The following is an 18,510-nucleotide window of genomic DNA, read 5'->3' on the forward strand; positions in this document are numbered from 1 at the left end:
AGATGTGTAAAAGAGACGGGGTTTATGCCCATGCCCCATCCGATAACGGCGGTTTCCGCCATCGCGTACAAGCGCGCCGCCTGCCGAATCTGCTCAGGCGCCACGCCGACTACATCGGCAACCGCCTCGGGAGCGTAGCGTTCGACCGTCTTCCACCATTCGTCGAAGCCGACCGTATGCCCTTCGATGAAATCCCAATCTGCCAGATCTTCGGCGACGATCGTATAGGCGAGTGCGTTCAGGAGCGCGATGTTCGAGCCGTTCTTCTGCGCAAGGTACATATCGGCGATGCGCGCCGTTTCGATGACGCGCGGGTCGGCGACGATGAGAGTCGCCCCCCGTTCCTTCGCCTTCACGATGCGGCTCGCAACGATCGGATGGCTGGCCGCGGGGTTGTAGCCGATAAGAAAGATACAATCGGTTTCCTCGAGCAAGGGGATGCTCACGCTCATGGCACCCGATCCAACCGATTCCATGAGCCCGATGACCGAAGCCGCGTGGCAGGTGCGGGCGCAGTTGTCGATGTTGTTCGTGCCCAAGCACGCCCGCACGAATTTCTGCATGACGAAGTTCGCTTCGTTGCCCGGTCCACGCGACGAGCCGGTGAGCATGATCGCTTCGGCACCGTGCTCGTCAATGATGCGCTTGAGGCGCTCAGCGGTGAAGTCGAGTGCCTCGTCCCAGCTCACGCGTTCGAGCTCGGCACCCTTTTCGCGACGGATCATCGGATGGGTAAGGCGCGGCGTCAAAATCTTGGTATCGTTGACGAAGTCGTGGCCGTACAGGCCCTTCAGGCAGAGCTCTCCTCGGTTCGTCACGCCGTCGGCAGGCTCTGCCTCGACGACATAGCCGTTTTCTACCACCAGGTTCATCTTGCAACCCGCCCCGCAGTACGGACATACGGTTATATGCTTCTCCATGGCCCTACCTTCCGCCCAGGTCCTGGTTCAAATGCAGCGTCGAGTACGCAGCCGTAGCCTTCGCGGCCTCCCTGCGTTTGCCCTGCGCTCCCTTTTCTAAAAACCGCTGATCGATGAGCCTGAGCGCATGGGTGGGGCACGCCCTCACGCAGGCCGATCCCTGCGCATGGCCCTCGCACAGATCGCACTTGATCACCGTCGATTTTCTGCGGCTGCGCCGTCGCTTCGGCTTCTTGTCGCCGTCCTCTTCGCTCTGCTCGGGCGCTGCCAGCACTTCGGTTACGATATCGACCGCGCCGTACGGGCAGGCGAGAATACAGTTGCGGCATCCGATGCACTTCTCCTTGCGCACGCCCACGCGCTCGTCATCGGAGTAGAGACACCCGGTAGGGCACGCCTCGACGCAAGGGGCATCGACGCAATGATGGCAGCCGACAGGCGCCGAAACGGTGTGCGTTGTAACGAGCTGCAACCGGGGCAGGGCAACGTCGCCTTCGATATCGTGTCGATGGAGGCACGCCGCCATACACGTTTTGCAGCCGATGCACTTACCGGGGTCGGCTATGACGAACTTCCTGCTGAACATGCTAGGCCGAGGTCGTCCGCTCGGCGGCTTCGACCACATGGGCCATAAGCACCGAGGTGGTCACCGAGCCAATGCCGCCGGGAACCGGTGTAATGGCGCCTACGATCGGCTCGACTTCGTCGAAATCGACATCGCCGCAGAGCTTTCCCGCCTCGTCGAAGTTGATACCGACATCGAGCACAACCTGATCGGGCGAAAAGCACTCTGCCTTGAACATGCGAGCACGGCCCGTTGCGCACACCACGATATCGGCAGCCCGCATCACCGCAGCAAGGTCTTTGGTCCTCGAATGACAGAGTGTCACCGTAGCGTTACGGCGTAGAAGCATCATGGCGATCGGCTTGCCGATCACGAGGCTGCGACCCACCACGACGACATGGGCGCCCTCGAGGGGAACGTCGTAGCAATCGAGTACCCTCATGCATGCAGCAGCCGTACACGGGGCGAATCCGAAATCGCGGTCCATGAACACGGCGGCAAGCGCTGCCGACGAAATGCCGTCGATATCCTTTTCGGTTGCGAGCGCGTCGCATACGGCCTGCTCGTTGATATCACTCGGCAGCGGACGGAACATCAGGCATCCGTGAATCGACTCGTCGCCGTTCACCTCGTCGATGGCTGCTTCGATACCAGCCTGGGAAACCCCCTCGTCAAGCACGGTTTTTCGCACTTCGATGCCGAGCGATTCGGCCCGCTTCTCCGCCGTACGTTCGTACGACAGGTCGTCGGGACGCTCGCCCACGCGCAGAAGCGAGAGCCCGCACACGATGCCTTTATCCGCTAAAGATGCAACGCGGCCCCCGATTTCTTCTGCAATCTTCTCGACTACCGGCTTGCCGGCTAAACGCTTTGCCATGAATCAACCTATCTGATCTCGTCGAGCACGTACGCATACAGTTTGTCGGCCAGGGCGCCCGAATCCCCGATGAGCCGATCGGCCTCGCCGGCGTAGCCCTCGGCGCGTTCGCGATCGGCGATATCCTTCGCATTGATGAACACGTTGAGACTTGCGCCGTTGAGTGCGGCTTTCGCGCACACGACCGCAACGCCCACATCGGAAAGCACCATGCGGCTTCCGTTGTACGCCAAGAATTCGCACAGTTCGATAACCCGGGCGCACGAGCGCATGATATCGAGCGGCACTTCGCAAGCACCCGTAAGGGCGTGCTGCATGGCGGCATCTTTCGCGGCTTGCTCGTCAGGCGTTGCCTTCGGCATACCGTACGCCTTCGCCAAGGGTGCGAAGGCGCGCGCGTCCTCATCGACGAGCTCGATCAACCGTGTGCGCAGGTCGGCGAGCTTCTCCAAAACGATGTAGGTGTCGGCCTCTACCGATTCGTAGCGTTTCTTCCCCACGGTAAGGTTTCCCACCATCGATCCGAGCGCCGTCGCAAGGGCGCCCATGTACGCACTGGCTCCTCCCCCGCCCGGCGTTGGGGCTTTGCTCGCCAAATCCATAATGAACGTCGTATCGAGCATGCTCTTCTCCTGTCGCGCTCGGTCGCCTCGCCGCCCATGCGGCATCTCTCTTGCCTGCACTCGACGCCCGGATCTCGGGCTGCCGTGCTTCGTTTTAGAACAGCCCTGAAATCTTGCCGGTCTCATCGACGTCGATACGGCAGGCCGCAGGTTCTTTGGGAAGCCCCGGCATCGTCATGATGTCGCCCGTAAGCGCCACGACGAATCCGGCACCCGCCGAGACCTTCGCCTTTTTAACCGTGATGCGGAAGCCGCGCGGTGCGCCGAGCAGCGCCGCATCGTCAGAAAAGCTGTACTGCGTCTTCGCCATGCAGACGGGCATATGCCCGAACCCGAGAGACTCGAGCTGAGCGAGCTCGTTTTTCGCAGCGGGTGTGAAATCAACGCCGTCGGCGCGGTAGATGCGCGTGGCGATGGCCTCGATCTTCTCGACAAGCGAAAGATCGCTCTCGTAGCAGAACGCAAAATCGTTGGGTTCCTCGCACAGGCGCACGACCTCCTCGGCGAGCGCGATGCCGCCTTTTCCGCCCTTTGCCCACACCTCGGAAAGCGCAACGTTCACGCCGAGCTCCTTGCATTTCTCTTCGACGAGAGCCAACTCGGCCTCGGTATCGGTGGGGAATCGGTTGATGGCCACCACGCAGGGCAGCTTGTAGACTCCCGTAATGTTTTCAACATGCTGGAGAAGGTTCGGAAGGCCCGCCTCGAGGGCTTCGAGGTTCTCGTTGCCGAGCTCGTCTTTGGAAACGCCGCCATGGTTTTTGAGCGCGCGCACCGTAGCGACGACTACGACCGCATCGGGCTTGAGCCCAGCGAGGCGGCACTTGATGTCAAGGAACTTCTCGGCACCCAGATCGGCGCCGAACCCGGCTTCCGTCACACAATAATCGCCGAGCGCCATGGCCATGCGCGTCGCCATGATCGAGTTGCAGCCGTGCGCGATGTTGGCGAACGGCCCGCCGTGCACGAAGGCAGGAGTTCCCTCGAGGGTCTGAACGAGGTTGGGCTTGAGCGCATCCTTCAAAAGTGCGGCCATGGCGCCCTGAGCCTTGAGATCGCCCGCCGTGATCGGCTCGTCGGCGGCCGTGTAGCCAACCACGATGCGCGCAAGGCGCTCTTTGAGATCGATAATCGAGGTGGCAAGGCAGAAGATGGCCATGATCTCGCTTGCAACCGTGATGTCGAACCCGTCTTCCCGCGGCATGCCGTTGGGCTTTCCACCCAAACCGTCGACGATGTTGCGAAGCTGACGATCGTTCATGTCGACGCAGCGTTTCCAGGTGATCTTGCGCACGTCGAAGCCGAGGGCGTTGCCCTGCTGGATGTGGTTGTCGATCATGGCAGCGAGCAGGTTATTGGCCGCGCCGATCGCATGGAAATCGCCTGTGAAGTGGAGGTTGATATCCTCCATGGGAATGACCTGGGCATACCCGCCGCCAGCAGCGCCGCCCTTGATGCCGAACACGGGTCCGAGGCTCGGTTCGCGCAGCGCGACAACAACGTTTTTGCCCAACTGGGCAAGCGCGTCGGAAAGACCGACGGTCGTGGTCGTTTTGCCCTCCCCAGCCGGCGTCGGATTGATCGCCGTCACAAGCACGAGTTTTCCGGGCGTATGGTCGACGTCGGCGAGCAGGTTGTAATCGACCTTCGCCTTGTGGTTCCCATACAACTCGAGGTACTGCTCGGGTACGCCGGCGGCCTCGGCTATCTCGCGGATGTGCTTTGGGGTTGTTGCTTGGGCAATTTCAATGTCGCTCAACACGAAGGCCCTCACTTTCTCATTTCGTACTCGTCTGAACGCCCGGGCGCACGCACCGGATACAGGCAATTCTACTTGTTCGGCGCACCGAGCGTATACCGTATTTCACCAAGCGCACAAGATGACCAGCCGAGGGGACGGAAACGCGGGATACCCGAGGGCGGCAGACCGGACGCGGGCGCGAGGGCGGATGGATGAGCTTGGAGCCGGCTTCCGTCGATCGCCCAAAACGGTATGAACAGCCTGCCGATCCCAAATCGTCAGGAAGGCGGGTGGGATTCTGCATGGGACGGAAAGGAACGATTCTGCATGAGATTTACGATTGTGACCTCAAGGATATAAGATATTACTTTTTTGATCAGGCGTTCTAGTGCAGATGCTTAAAGATATCGCCCGGAATCAGGCTCCATGGGGTTCACAATCGTAAATCTCATGCAGCGGAAGGCCGATCCCGCGAGAAACCAGAAACGCCCCGCAGCGGCTCGGGATTTCACAGCATCGGACGACGCCCGATGCTGCGCAACGGCGGGCGGCGAACGGGCAACGACGAGGCGCTCCCGCGGCCGAGCTGGAAGGGGGCCGGCCCAAAGCTTCGAAATGGAGCAGCCGCACGATGGAGCAGCCGCGCGCGAACGGGCCCGCTACTTCTGAGCGTCGTAAATGAGTCGCAAACCGTCAAGCGTCAGTTCGGGCACAACCACGGTAATGGTTTCTGAGATGCGCGCCACCGATTCCGCTAAGCCTCCCGTCGCGATGACCTGCGTCTCGTAACCGAGCTGCTTGAAGATGCGGCGCATGAGCCCGTCGACCCGATCGGCTTCGCCGTATACGATGCCCGCTTGGATGGCCTGCTCGGTCGTGCCCCCGATAGCCGTACCCGGATCGACAAGGTCGATCGCGGCGAGCTTGGTCGCGCGCGAGAACAGCGCATTTGCCGACGTTTCGACCCCGGGAGCGATGACGCCCCCGATGAAGTACCCCTGCTCGTCGATAACTTCGATGTTGGTAGCCGTACCGAAATCGACGACGACGCAGGGCGGCCCGAAAAGGATGCGGGCGGCAACCGCATCGGCGACGCGATCGGCACCGACTTCGGCCGGGTGCGCATACGTCGACTTGAACAGGTCGCCCGCAGCCCGGGCGTCCACCACAAGCGGCTCTTTCCCGAGCATCGTAACCATGGCGTCATGCCACGACTCCGTCAGCCGGGGAACCACCGACGCAAGCGCGGCACCATCGACCCCTGAAGCATCGATGCCTTCCGATTCGAAAAGCGGCTTAACCTTGATGCGAAGTTCGTCGGAGGTGTGCAGCTTGTTGGTGGCAACCCGCCACATATGGAGCAATTTGTCTGCTTCGTACAGGCCTAATACCGTTTGAGTGTTGCCGACGTCGATAGCAAGTAACATGTTTTTGACAATCCCTTTGACCGAGAACCATACTGTCTATAGTGCTATTATAGCAATCACGGGACGCCCCCTGGCGTTGATACCTGTTCAGAAAGGTCGGACATGAACGAATCCCCCAGCCGCATCCTCGTGGTGGATGACGAACCGTCCATCACCGAGTTCGTAAGCTACGCCCTGAAGAAGGAAGGCTTCTACACCGATGTCGTCGACAACGGCGAAGACGCCCTTGCGCTCGCCATGCAGAACGCCTACGACTTGTTCGTTCTCGACATCATGCTCCCTGGCATGGACGGCTACGAGCTATGCCGCAGACTGCGCGCGAAGACGACCGCACCGGTCCTGTTCCTTTCGGCGCGCGACACCGAGCTCGACAAGGTTGTCGGCCTGGAGATCGGCGGGGACGACTACCTCGCCAAGCCGTTCGGCGTCCGCGAACTCATCGCCCGCGTTCGCGCGCTGCTGCGTCGCGGCAACGGCGGCGATTTTCCCGGTGCGAACCATGCCATCACCGCAAGCGGCATCACGCTCGACGAAGACGCCCATACCGCTTCGGGAGAAAACGGCGAAATCGATCTGACTCCGCGCGAGTTCGAACTCCTTGCAAGCCTCATGAAGAGCGCCGGCAAGGTCGTTTCTCGCGAAGACCTGTTGCGCGATGCGTGGGGCTGGGAGTACCTGACCGAAACGAAAACGGTCGACACCCACATCAAGCGCCTACGCGACAAGATCGGTGCTGCTGGCTACGATCCCGGCCTCGTTGAAACGGTGCGTGGTTACGGGTACCGTTTCAAGCAGTAACCCCTAGCCCGGCGCGACGCCAAGGCTCGCCATCAAACGGCTGCAGACATATTTCTCGCTGCTTTCGACGTTGTTGACGCTTTTGGCCTGCACGATCGTCGTGCTGGTGTGCGTTCTGGCGTTCGATGCGCCCGCCATGGCATTCGCCCTGCTTCTGCCCGCCGCATGCATCACCTTCATAATCAGCCTGCTCATCGGACACTTTCTTTCCGAGCCTTTGCGCATCCTCTGTGCGAAGGTAAAAGCGTTCTGCTCGGGCAACGCCGGCGTACACATAGCGCCCGACGGACGACTTCACGAAGCTGACTGTCTCGCTGAAAACTTCGGGGAACTCGCCGAAAAGGCCCTTGTGCAGCAATCTGACCTTGCCATTCGCGAACGCAGGCAAGCCGAGTTCATCAGCGATGTGGCGCACGAGCTGCGCACGCCGCTCACCGCCATCCACGGCAACGCTGAGATGCTGCTCGATCCCGATCTGCCCCCCGAGCTACATGAGAAGTTCTGCAAGATCATCATCGACGAGAGCGAGCGGCTCGGCCGCCTCTCGAACGATCTCTTGACCCTGCAGCGCATCGAAGACGACAGCATCCGCTACGAGCTGCAGCGCGTCGATCTCAAGACGCTCTCGCGCGAAGTGTTCGATGCACTCGATCCTATCCTGCGCGACCGCGGGGCAATCACCGAAATCATCGGCGAAGCGCCCGACGTACTCGGCAACCCCGACCGCTTGAAACAAGTGCTTTCCAACCTGGTGGAAAACGCGAGCCGATTCATCGAACCCGGCGGCCACATCACCATCGAGCTGTTCGGCCTGCGCGGCAATTCCGTGATAGCCGTCAAGGACGACGGCGCAGGCTTCGGCGATACCGACCCGAAGCGGTTATTCGATCGATTCTACCGCGCCGACACCTCGCGCAGCCGCGGAACGGGCGGCACAGGGCTCGGACTCGCCATCGTCAAATCGGTCGTGGAAGCGCACGACGGCACCGTCGAGGCGCTCAACCTGCCCGACGGCGGCGCCTGCTTCATCGTGGCAATCCCCTCGATCGCCGTATCGTAGCGGCTATGATCATCGGCATCACGACAACCCGCACGACCACCGACGACATCGACATCGAACGCGTAACGATCGAATACCTGCAAAGCGTCGAACGAGCAGGGGGCACGCCGATATTGCTGCCACCCCAGCCAGATTGCTCTTCGATAGATGAGATTCTCGTGCGCATCGACGGCCTCATGCTCACCGGGGGCGGCGATATCGATCCCCGCCTGTACACCGACGATAAAGTGCTCGAACAAGTTTCCCACGTATCCCGCAAACGCGACGAATTCGAAATCGCCCTCGCCTGTGCCGCCTTCGAGCAGGATATGCCCACATTCGGCATCTGCCGAGGCATGCAGATCATGAACGTCGCATTCGGCGGCTCGCTCAATCAAGACCTTGCCGCATGCGGCATTACCGACGAAAACCACCTGCAGGAGCGGCCATTCGAACGCACCGGCCAAGTCACGCTACTCGAGCCCGGCACGCGCCTCGCTGCGCTGTTCGGCAATGTGGCGTGCATTGAAACCAACTCGATGCACCATCAAAGCATCCGCACCGTTGCTCCGAGATTCTCCACCAGCGCCCTAAGCGCCGACGGCGTGATCGAGGGCATAGAGGATCCGTCGAAGCGATTCTGCATCGGCGTACAATGGCACCCCGAATACCTCGCCGACAACAACGTGCTGTTCGAGGCGTTCTGCGCAGAAGCACAAGCACGCAGTTCGAAACCCGCACGGGAATAATATAACGTTTCCCCATTTCACCGCTTCATATTCCAAGGATGAACCACCGTACTACCATCCCTACTACCCACCTTGGTATCCCTTCTCGCACGAATACGTCTTTCCTTGTGTTTCGGATGCGTCGCCCATCGCCTAGCATTCAGGTAATCTGCAAACCGAGAATGCAAGGAGAAGAATATGTGCTTCAGACCAGCAGCAGTATCGCTTGATGCAACGTGTCCCCAATGTGGAGCAACTTGTCCAGCGGGAACCGCCGTATGTCCCGAATGCGGCGCCGAAGCTCCTTCGAGTCCCGCCATGCCAGGCATGCCCGGTGCACCGTCGGCCCCAAGTGCTCCGGGTGCACCGTCGGCCCCGGGCGCACCCGGAGCACCCAAAACCCCTCCCGCGCCCCCGAAGCACTAGTTGAAACCTCCAATCGGCCGCTACCCGAGGAGCACCCTGTTCACGGATGCTCCTCGGGTCCGGCAGCCAATCGTCGCCTGAGAACAATCGGCTATAATGCTCCATGACGATCCCCTATCCGATATGCGAGAAGCCTATGCCATTGATTGACCTGAATCTCAAAAAGGCACATGTCAGAACCATGCTTCCCATGGCATCAGTCGGGTTTGCTTTTTTCTGGGCGTGGTTCTATTTGCTCATGTTCGGCCCCAGCGCTTCACGGCATCTTGGCCACGAAACCTCAATGGTTGTGAAGCTTGCCTTCCTCACCGGAATGTTCGCCGTCATGATGCTCGCTTACCTCAAACGCAATCTGTTCGACAGATCAAATCCCGATCCGATGCCGCTTGTAGCACTAGCGCTTACCTTGCCAATCGGCGTACTCAATCTTATCGCCAGCCCGGGATCGGCTCCTTTAGGGTTCGACATAGTCGTCTGGGCGCTCGCGGGCGGCGGCTTTTCCCTGATCTTTCTCGAGTGGCCCAAGGTGTTCATGATCGCCTGGCAAAAAGATGTCGGGGCGTTTCTTGCTTCAGGCGCCGTCATAGGGGCGATCGTCTACCTGTTCTCCTGCAACCTCACGGCTCCCTACGGCGATATCGCCCTCCTGCTCTTCCCGCTCTGCTCGCTTGCAACGTTCGCTTATCTTCGCACCCATGTTGCAGGAAGCGGGAAAATGCCCGACCAACCCGTCGAGCAGACGAAGCTCTTCCCTCTTACCGGTTTCACCGTCGCAATTTTCGGCGTGCTGTTCGGCTTCGCGGTCTATCATCTTTGCGACAGCATCGAGAATCTCGAGCCTGCCTTGGTCGCCTTGGCAATAGCCGTCGGAGGACTGGTGCAAATGGGCTGTACGACCCTCATCAAGCGCTATATTCCATTCGGAATCGCCGAAAAACTTACGCTGCTGCTCGTGGCGGTTGGCTTCCTCGGGCTCGCCTTCCTCGATGAGTCGTTCAGAACGCCGTGCTGCCTTTTCCTGCTAGGAGCTTTGATCTATTTCGATTTCGCCAACCTCGCAGCGCTCGTCGGGTTTGCAAGCGGGCAGCCGTCGCCGTTCTGGCGCATCGCGCGAGGCCAGCTCGTACTCCCACTCGGCATGGCCATCAGCTGGGCAGCGTGCCTCGCGATCGAAAAGGCTAACGCCGCACTCTTCGATTTCGTACCCTTCATAGGCCTCGGTCTTGTACTGGCTTTAGCCATGCTCGCCGCATTCGTCCCCTTCAAGGACAACGCCTTTGCGGACAAAAGCATCGATAACGAAATCGCCGAAGGGGGGCATTTCAAGCAACGCTGCACGAAAGCCGCAGAGGAATACGGACTGTCCAATCGTGAAACCGAAATACTCCTGTTCCTCGCTAAGGGTCGCAATGCGCAATTCATCAGCGAGCAGCTTAACATCTCGGCATATACCGCCAAAACCCATGTGTACCACATCTACCAGAAAATGGGAGTCAACTCCCAGCAGGAGCTCATCACGATCGTCGATTCCACCGAAGTCGTATTTCACTGATCCGATAAAGCGGCCGCAGAAAGCCACGAGACCCCGCTCGATCCAATCTCGGCGGGGTCTTTCCTTGTCATCCTTATCAACGAGCGGGATAAGAAGACGGCTTCCTAGTACCCCGCCAGCGCAACCAGCGGCATCAGTATCGTCGCATGGAGAGCGATCATGGCAACGGTGGGAATGACGCCCGCCTTGAAGAAATCGACCATCTTCCAGTACCCGTAGCGATACGAGAGCATGTTGTTCCCGTCGACGCCCATGAGAAACGTCGTCGACGCGTTCACCGCGACGATGACCGTAAACACCACGGGGCTCACGCCGATGGCGCCGGCAATGGCGCACAGGGGAATCAGGCTGATGGCGATGAAGGCCGGGCCCACGGGGATGACGAGGCGCAGAAGCGGCAGCAGCGCAGCGGAAGCGGCCACGATCGCGGTTCCGCTCAGCGCCACCTTGCCGACGGTCGAGCCGAAGAGCCAACTGGCAGCACCCTGTTCCTTGACTCCGCCCGAAATCGACTGCACGCACCCGATGAGCAGAACGATGTTCCACGAAACGGCGGCCACGTACTCGCGCCAATCGAGCACGTCGATCCCGGGTGCGAAGAAGAGGATGAGCGCGAGCACGGCGATCGCGGTGGCGTCCCATCCCGTCCAATTGCTCGCGATCCACAACGTGAAGACAATCGTCATGATGCCGAGCACCTTCCAGTCGATTGCTTCGAACCTGCCTACTTCCATGCCCTTTTTGTCTATGCAGGCGATCGTCTTTTCGGAAATGGGCTCCGGCTTGAACACGAGTGTAATGGAGAACCAGCAGACGAACAGCAGGATGATCGCTATGGGCATGCAGATGAGCGTCCAATCGAGAAACGAGATCGCAATGCCCGTGTTCGCCTCCAGCACGTTCATTGCCATGATGTTCATGGCGCTGCCCGACGGAATAGCCTGGCCGCCGACCACCGACGCGTAGGTGATGCCGATCATGAGCGCCTTGCCGAGCTTCGACGACCCTTTTTCGCACCCCTCGATTTCGAGAATGCTGCTCACCGCTATACCCGCAAACAGCGCCGTGCACGGCAGGTCCGAGATGAAGAACGAGAGGATGGCCGCCGCGATCATGAATGCGAGCACCGTCGCCCGCGAGTTTCCCTTGGTGAGCCTCATGAGGGTGAACACGATTTTCGTCGGGATCTTCGTTTTCAGAAGCGCGGCCGTAATGCCGAACGAAGCCATGATGAAAAAGATGACGCTGCTTACGAACCCCGACCACACCCCTGCGTTGTACTCCATGATATCGAAGACGGGCATGAGTACCATGATGATCAGACCCGAGATGGCCACGGGTATCGGCTCGGTCACCCAGAGGAAAATGCCGGCCACCATGAGGGCGAGCGACATCTTTCCCGCCTCGCCTAAACCTTCGGGGGTCGGCCCCAGCCACGCCGCCGCAATGAGAACCGCCGCGATCCCGATGCAGAGCGCTCGCTTCATGCTCGAAGGCCCCCCGTCTGCCGTAAATCGTTTTTCCTTCATTGCAGATCGATCCCCTTCTACTCGTCGTGCAATACGTGAACGGCTTCGGGCAAAGAATGCTTATCCGAGGCTTTCCAGGGGAAACGATACCGACAGGCAATCGGTTGCGAATCAGGCGTGAAAACGGAAAATCCCGCTTCGCTCATCGCAAAATGAGTACCATCGGGAGAACGAGCACCGATACTACCTATAGTAGTAAAGTCGATGAGCTGCGAAAATATTAAGTTGGCAACGCCCTGCCCGACGCATTCCCTCTTGTTTTCTTCCTGCTGCAAAACGCTTCGGAGGCCCCACGCCTACCAAGTCGCACAATATACCACATTACCTAGCAACCGGAGAATCCGATCCGCTTCACAAAGCGTTGCGTTTTGTTCGCGCATCGCGCAAGCCTCCCGGCATCGAGCGCGTCTTCCGTCTTTCGTTCGGCATGCGCTTCATATACAATAATCGGCCTTCTCCCCCGCAGCATCGAAAACCGTACTACTGAGAGTAGGATTCGCCTACTCGCGGGCCATCAGGCGCATTTTTTGATGATTGGAGCACGTTTTAGTGAGATTAATCGGATTACCTCGAAGGCGAAAACGCGGAAAGTAATGGCATCAAGAGTTGTGCCATTGCGGCGGCATGCGAGAAAGGGGACGGGTGGCCGCAGTGCAAGCAGTATCCACGAACCATATATCTAAGGGGGTTGATTGATCACATGTCCGCAACAAAACAAGATACGCAAGAGAAGCCTTTGGGCAAGCGCCTCGCCCTGATAGGCGTTGCAATCGTGATCCTTATCATCGCGCACTTCCTTCCCGTTCCGGAAGGATTGACCTACGAGGGGAAAATGGCCATCGCAATCATGGTAGCCGGCATCGTCTTGTGGGTCACAGAACCCGTACCGATGGCAATATCGGGTCTCGCCTTGATGTGCCTGATGCCAGGATTCGGAATATTTCCCTACAACGGCACACCGGGCGTTTGGGCTAACTTCATCAGCAACGTCATCTTCTTCATCCTCGCCTCGTTCGGGATCACTTCGGCACTTCTGAAAACGAAGATCCCGACGAAAATCGTGTTTGCCCTCATGCACCTCACCAAGGGCAATGCAAAGACAACCGTGCTCGCATTTATGCTCGCCACGGCCGTCGTCTCTGCGTTCGTTTCCAACCTGCCCTGCACGGCGCTGTTCGCAGGCATCGCCATGAGCAGCATCATCGACCTCGAGAAGCAGAACGGCGATGCCAAGCACGCTGCGAACCTCGGCAAAGCGCTCATGATCGGCATTGCGTACGCGTCCATCATGGGCGGCATGATCACGCCCGCCGGCTCCGCGCTCAACATCATGACGCTCAACATGCTGGCGGCAAACGCCGGGTTCACCATTTCGTTCCTCGACTGGATCATCATCTGCGCTCCGATTGCCATCATCGTGCTCATCGTCAGCTGGCTTTCGGTCTCGCTCATCTTCAAAACCGACCGTATCTCGGAAGCTACGATGATGGCAATCGAGAAGAACGGCGCTTCCATCGGCAAGCTCGACGGATTCGACAAGAAGGTGCTCGTCATCCTCCTCGCCATGATCGCAGCTTGGATTGCCAGCAACTGGACCGGTTGGGACGCCACGGCCATCGCCGTCGCCGGCCTCGCCGTGTTCTTCCTTCCGGGCATCGACGTGCTCAACTGGAAAGAGTACATCGCCAGCGTTCAGTGGAGCATCGTGCTGCTTATCGGCTGCGTCCAATCGATCGCAGGCGGCATCAAAGAGCAGGGTGCCGCAAGTTGGCTGTTCGGCGCAACTGTCGGCAAGCTCGCCGTGAGCGCCTTCGCAGTGGTTGCGGCAACCGCCGTCGCCCTGCCGCTCATGCGCCTCATCATCCCCGTAGGCCCGGCGCTGATCGCCATCAGCCTTATTCCCCTTGCGGCGATGGGCCCGAGCATGGGCGTCTCTGCTGCGGTTTTCGCCGTCATCATCGCGTTCAACGCCAACAGCACGTTCTTGCTCGGCGTCGACAGCAACAACATGATGACCTTCAAGTACAACCAATGGAAGATGGCCGACTTCTTCAAAGCCGGAATCATCCCCACTATCGCAATGGTCGCTCTTCACGCAACCATCCTTGCTCCGCTCGTCAGCATGCTGGGATACTGACCGCAAGCTGCCTAACCCGAAGAGTTAGCCGCGGACCCGAACCTCCCACGAGGTTCGGGTCCGCTTCTTTCTGGCTGGAAGCGCTCTGCTCCTGCGACGGCGCAGCAGGCAGGCGTTGCTGTGCCAGTCGGCAAGCGCCCAAGAGCCCGCCTAACGATGCAGCACGGCTACGTTTCAGCGTTGCATCGTTGCAACAAAAGGGGCGATTCTGCTGCAAACCGGAATCGACACACGTACGTCCGAAACCTTGAGAGCCTTAGATCGCCATCGGAATCTACGAGTAGGGCGTCGAAGCTGGATTGCCGGCGGACGAGATGCTCCGTCCGCGAACCGAGGCTGACCCGCGCTCATTCGAAGCCATGGACGGCTACCTCCGAGCAAGATCACACAAAGCCCCTGCCGACAGCGATCCGGCACGAGCAGCGAAGCGCTCTGCCGGCATCGAACCAAAGCCGACGCCGATCCCGCGGAGAGCCCGGCGACAGCGCGAAATCCCGAGTTCGTCGCGATCGCGCATCGGAAAGCCGGGGCACGCCTTCCAATCACGCATTGGGCATCCGGATCGGAAGCGCAAGAAGAGGCGGATATCCGCCTCTTCTTCAAATCAAAACGCTATTCGATCGGCAACGCATGCACGGCTTTTCACAGGCAACCTTGCTGCTCCTTCAAACCCGAATCGACCTTTTGCCGCTCATCTGCCGCCGGCACGCCGACAAATTCGAATCCTGGCTGCGTGCACACGGTGCAGAACGCCGGCCTTCGACCCGTTACGATCGTCCCGCACGTAGGGCAGCGCGACAGATCGTCGAGGCCGTCCTCGACGCCCTCCGCTATATCGAGGCAGATGCCTGCATACAGGTTTTCCACTTCCTGCATGCGCTTGTACATGCGTGCGATGTCGCCGTATCCACGCAAGCGCGCACGAGCGGCAAAATCCGTACACGACTCAGAGGCCCATCCGTCGACCGTTTTCGCGAAAGCGCGCAGGGAATCGTCGAGCGATGCTCCGGCTGCCTGCAGGTTCGCCGGGCTCACCGCCTCTGCGTGCAACCGCTCTCGGAACTCCTCGAGCTCCGTCAGATGGGATTTCTCGCCATCGGCCATGGCTTCGAGGATAGCCGCGTCGCGCAGGCGATGCCCGTCGACAGCGCTCGTCGCAAAGTCCTTGTACCGGCGCCTTGCCGCCAAGCAGAACGCACGCGCATCCTGCAGATCGTCGTAGACTTCCGCAAGATGCTCCTTGGTGAACCGGGATTCCTTTTTCGCCTTGTGGCGCTTGTAGGCTCTGAACCCGACCATCTCGATCACGACGCAAACCGCTATCGCCGCTACCACCAAAACCATGGTGTCCATTGTCTTTCCTTTCGAAGCGGCGCATGCCATCGGTCACATGCGCTGAACGGCAAAGCCCACCGGCCGACGCGCGCTTCGGGCATCGATCGGGGCAAGCTCGTGCAAACCGGGGTTCGCCGGCATCGTCGGCGAACCCCGGTCCAAACTTAGTCGAGAGAGAATACCGCCTGCTTGGGCTTCTCCGTCAGCTTAGCGGAAAGCTCCTCGAGGGTTCCGTATTCCATACACTTCGCCTGGCAATGGGATACGCACGTGGGAAGCTTTCCCATCTCTGTGCGAGCCGCGCACAGATCGCACTGGTCGGTGGGAACCGGCATGTAGGCCAGCTGCCACACATCCTCTTCGATCTTCCAGGGGCCGATCTCGTTTACGAGGATGCCGGTCTGCCCGACAGGATACTGATGCTCCATCTGGCAAGCAAACTCGCAGGAGTGGCATCCCGTGCACCATTCGTAGTCAATCAGGATTCCGTACTTCGTCATGAGACTATTCACCATCCTCGATCTTGTAAAGCCTGCAGATGCTCGTCTTGTAGTTCGAGCCGAAGCCGCTCTTACCCGGGCTGTACACCATAAGGTTGTTGATGTTGTACTCGAACACATCGAAGAACTTCTCGGGGTCTGCCTCGGGCATCCACCAGGCATGGTCGCAAGCGACGATGCGCGGATCGGTCAGGATGGGCGTCTCCTCGATCTTTATCTTCGCCCGACCGTTCTGGTTCTCGATCCAGACCCACTCGCCGTCGACCATGTCGAGCTCCTTGAGCTTCTCGGGATGAACCTGCACGATCGGATCGGGATGCATCTTGCGCAAGCGCTCGACCTGACGGTGCTCCGAATGGAAGTAGTTCCAGTTGCGGGCGCCGGTCGTGAGCACAAGCGGGTACTGCTCGAAAAGCTCGGGGGTCGAACCGGGACCCGGATCGGGCTCTTCGAAATACGGCAGCGGATCGAGTTCGGCCGCGTTGTAGAACGTCGACCACAACTCGATGCGGCCGGTCGCCGTCTGGAACCCGGGCTGGCCGTCTGCGCGCATCTTGCCCTTCTTGTACTTGTAGTACTCGACGGGCAGATACACCGGCGCCGCTTCGCGCAGCTCCTCGTAGGTGTAGCCGGTCGGCTTCAGAAGCTCGGTGAACATCTCCTCGGGCGTCTCCCACGGCCAGGCTTCGGGATTGAGGCGCTTGCCCAGCTCGAGGTTGATCTGCATGTCGGATTTGCACTCGCCGATCTGCGTGACCTTGTTGATGACCTCGCCGCGCTGCGGACCGTCGCCCACGCGGATGCCGTTGCGCTCCGCGAACGTTGCCGCCGGCATGACCACATCGGCGAGCGCCATGATCGTCGGGGTCATGAACAGATCGACCGACACGATGAAATCGCATTTATTGAACGCCTTGTAGACGCGCTGCGGGTCGGCGGCCATGCACGCCAAGCCGTTCGTGGTCTGGAAGTGGGCTCCGTGGATCTCGTAGGGATCGCCCGTTTCCATCGTCTCGATGAGCACGTCGGGAGACGACTGCTTGAAGCCCATCTGAAGCAGCTTGTAGCGATCGAGCCCGAGGCGCTTGGGCTCTTGCTCGGGAGGAAGAAGATCCCTGCCCCAGCCGCCGGAGTACGCCATGATCTCCGCGGGGGGCACCATGCCGCCCGGGTTGTCGACGTTGCCGGTGATCTGGAAGAGCGCAGCGATCGCCTGGCCTGCTGGAATCGCCTCGCGCGTCATATCGATGGCGAGACCCCATTGCAGCGTTGCGGGCTTGCACTCGGCGAGCATGCGGGCAGCGCGGACGATCTTCTCTTCGGGAATCCACGTGATCTCGGCCACCTTGTCGGGCGGGAACTGCTGCACGCGCTCTTTGAGCTCCTCGAAGCCGTAGCACCACAGATCGACGAATTCCTTGTCGTAGATCTCCTCGTTGATGATGACGTTGAGCATGCCGAGGGCGAGCGCTGCATCGGTTCCGGGCCGTATAGGCAGATGCAGATCCGATTTCGCGGCAAGGAACGTGACGCGCGGATCGATGACGACCGTCTTCATACCCATCTTCATAAGGTCGATGACCCAGTGGCCGAAGAACCCGTCGGAATTAGCGATGATCGGATTGTTGCCCCAGATGAACATGACCTCGGGCATGACCCAATCGGGATTGTCGTAACGGTCGATGTAGTGCTGGGAAACATCGGCGACCCAGAACGATCCCGTCGTCGCCGCCATGCCGGCTACGCGGGGCAGGTAGCACGCGTTGCCGGAGAGCACGTTGCCGTAATTCGGCGAACCGAACGACCAGCACAGGCGCGATTGCCACGGTGCGATATCGCGGCCGGTGCCGTGGATGAACACCACCGATTCGGCACCGTACTTCTCTTTGATCTTAGTGAACTCCTCGACGGTGATATCGTACGCCTCGTCCCAGGTGATGCGCTCCCACTTGTCTTTGCCGCGATCCTCGCGAGCGCGCTTCATCGGGTACTTGAGACGATCCTTGTGGTTGACGATTTCGGGCATGTCCAAGCAGCGGACGCACAACCGTCCCTGGGTGAAGGGGTTTTCGGGGTCGCCCTCGACCTTCACCAGCTTGTCGTCCTTGTCGGTGTACAGCAGAACACCGCACCCGAGATGGCACCCGGGACCCGACCATGCGCTTCCGCGCGTTACCGTGTATTCGCCTTCTTGATAGCGGTACGGTTTTTCGTGAGGGACCTTGATGCCTTCCGATTTATCCATACTCTCACTCCCATCCTTCCTCGTCGTGAACGTTGAGGAAAGCATCCGCCATTCGCCGGGCGGCCGAA

Annotated in this window: 16 protein-coding genes; 5 read left to right on the forward strand and 11 right to left on the reverse strand. The window is 59.8% G+C overall.

The window, feature by feature from the left end; all coding sequences use genetic code 11:
• The 6 genes from C1722_RS14375 to C1722_RS14400 all read right to left on the reverse strand — a co-directional run.
• Positions 1-920, reverse strand: a 920-nt coding sequence (locus tag C1722_RS14375) for a molybdopterin oxidoreductase family protein (protein ID WP_180995281.1), incomplete at its 3' end; no start/stop codon positions are given.
• 4 nt (positions 921-924) lie between these two features.
• A complete protein-coding gene (locus tag C1722_RS14380) occupies positions 925-1,506 on the reverse strand; it encodes a 4Fe-4S dicluster domain-containing protein (RefSeq protein ID WP_102380041.1) in 582 nt (193 codons plus the stop codon).
• A 1-nt stretch (position 1,507) separates the two neighbouring features.
• Positions 1,508-2,362, reverse strand: a complete 855-nt coding sequence (locus tag C1722_RS14385; RefSeq protein ID WP_102380042.1) for a bifunctional 5,10-methylenetetrahydrofolate dehydrogenase/5,10-methenyltetrahydrofolate cyclohydrolase — start codon at positions 2,360-2,362, stop codon at positions 1,508-1,510.
• 8 nt (positions 2,363-2,370) lie between these two features.
• A complete protein-coding gene (locus C1722_RS14390) occupies positions 2,371-2,985 on the reverse strand; it encodes a cyclodeaminase/cyclohydrolase family protein (protein WP_102380043.1) in 615 nt (204 codons plus the stop codon).
• Between the two features lie 94 nt (positions 2,986-3,079).
• The gene (locus C1722_RS14395; RefSeq protein ID WP_102380418.1) at positions 3,080-4,747 is read right to left on the reverse strand and encodes a formate--tetrahydrofolate ligase; all 1,668 of its coding nucleotides are present in this window, start codon (positions 4,745-4,747) and stop codon (positions 3,080-3,082) included.
• Between the two features lie 638 nt (positions 4,748-5,385).
• Positions 5,386-6,153, reverse strand: a complete 768-nt coding sequence (locus C1722_RS14400) for a type III pantothenate kinase (RefSeq protein ID WP_102380044.1) — start codon at positions 6,151-6,153, stop codon at positions 5,386-5,388.
• A 102-nt stretch (positions 6,154-6,255) separates the two neighbouring features.
• On the opposite strand from C1722_RS14400, the gene C1722_RS14405 reads away from it, so the two are divergent.
• Positions 6,256-6,951: a response regulator transcription factor gene (locus C1722_RS14405; RefSeq protein WP_102380045.1), complete on the forward strand. Its 696-nt coding sequence runs from the start codon at positions 6,256-6,258 to the stop codon at positions 6,949-6,951.
• A 3-nt stretch (positions 6,952-6,954) separates the two neighbouring features.
• On the opposite strand, the gene C1722_RS17635 is transcribed toward C1722_RS14405, so the two are convergent.
• Positions 6,955-7,089, reverse strand: coding sequence for a hypothetical protein (locus tag C1722_RS17635; RefSeq protein WP_279611933.1), 135 nt, complete (start codon positions 7,087-7,089; stop codon positions 6,955-6,957).
• On the opposite strand from C1722_RS17635, the gene C1722_RS14410 reads away from it, so the two are divergent.
• From C1722_RS14410 to C1722_RS14425, 3 genes are all read left to right on the forward strand, one after another.
• Positions 7,088-8,011 carry a sensor histidine kinase gene (locus C1722_RS14410; RefSeq protein WP_102380419.1) on the forward strand — a complete coding sequence of 308 codons (924 nt, stop codon included), beginning with the start codon at positions 7,088-7,090 and terminating at the stop codon, positions 8,009-8,011. The genes C1722_RS17635 and C1722_RS14410 overlap by 2 nt on opposite strands.
• 5 nt (positions 8,012-8,016) lie before the next feature.
• The gene (locus tag C1722_RS14415; protein WP_102380046.1) at positions 8,017-8,739 is read left to right on the forward strand and encodes a gamma-glutamyl-gamma-aminobutyrate hydrolase family protein; all 723 of its coding nucleotides are present in this window, start codon (positions 8,017-8,019) and stop codon (positions 8,737-8,739) included.
• 688 nt (positions 8,740-9,427) lie between these two features.
• Entirely contained in the window at positions 9,428-10,696 is a 1,269-nt protein-coding gene (locus C1722_RS14425; protein ID WP_180995282.1) for a helix-turn-helix transcriptional regulator, read from the forward strand.
• A gap of 104 nt (positions 10,697-10,800) precedes the next feature.
• Here C1722_RS14425 and C1722_RS14430 read toward each other — a convergent pair whose 3' ends face one another.
• Positions 10,801-12,225 (reverse strand): SLC13 family permease, encoded by a 1,425-nt coding sequence (locus C1722_RS14430; protein WP_102380049.1) that lies wholly within the window; start codon positions 12,223-12,225, stop codon positions 10,801-10,803.
• Between the two features lie 700 nt (positions 12,226-12,925).
• On the opposite strand from C1722_RS14430, the gene C1722_RS14435 reads away from it, so the two are divergent.
• Positions 12,926-14,362 carry an SLC13 family permease gene (locus tag C1722_RS14435; RefSeq protein WP_102380050.1) on the forward strand — a complete coding sequence of 479 codons (1,437 nt, stop codon included), beginning with the start codon at positions 12,926-12,928 and terminating at the stop codon, positions 14,360-14,362.
• Positions 14,363-15,004: 642 nt separating this feature from the next.
• On the opposite strand, the gene C1722_RS14440 is transcribed toward C1722_RS14435, so the two are convergent.
• The 3 genes from C1722_RS14440 to C1722_RS14450 all read right to left on the reverse strand — a co-directional run bounded on the left by C1722_RS14440 (position 15,005) and on the right by C1722_RS14450 (position 18,442).
• A complete protein-coding gene (locus tag C1722_RS14440) occupies positions 15,005-15,715 on the reverse strand; it encodes a hypothetical protein (RefSeq protein ID WP_102380051.1) in 711 nt (236 codons plus the stop codon).
• Positions 15,716-15,861: 146 nt separating this feature from the next.
• Entirely contained in the window at positions 15,862-16,197 is a 336-nt protein-coding gene (locus C1722_RS14445; RefSeq protein WP_102380052.1) for an oxidoreductase, read from the reverse strand.
• Between the two features lie 4 nt (positions 16,198-16,201).
• On the reverse strand, positions 16,202-18,442 hold the full coding sequence (locus C1722_RS14450; RefSeq protein ID WP_102380053.1) for a molybdopterin-dependent oxidoreductase: 2,241 nt from the start codon (positions 18,440-18,442) through the stop codon (positions 16,202-16,204).
• Positions 18,443-18,510: the final 68 nt, after the last annotated feature.

The organism is Raoultibacter timonensis (genome assembly GCF_900240215.1).
GTDB classification, from domain to species: Bacteria; Actinomycetota; Coriobacteriia; order Coriobacteriales; family Eggerthellaceae; genus Raoultibacter; species Raoultibacter timonensis.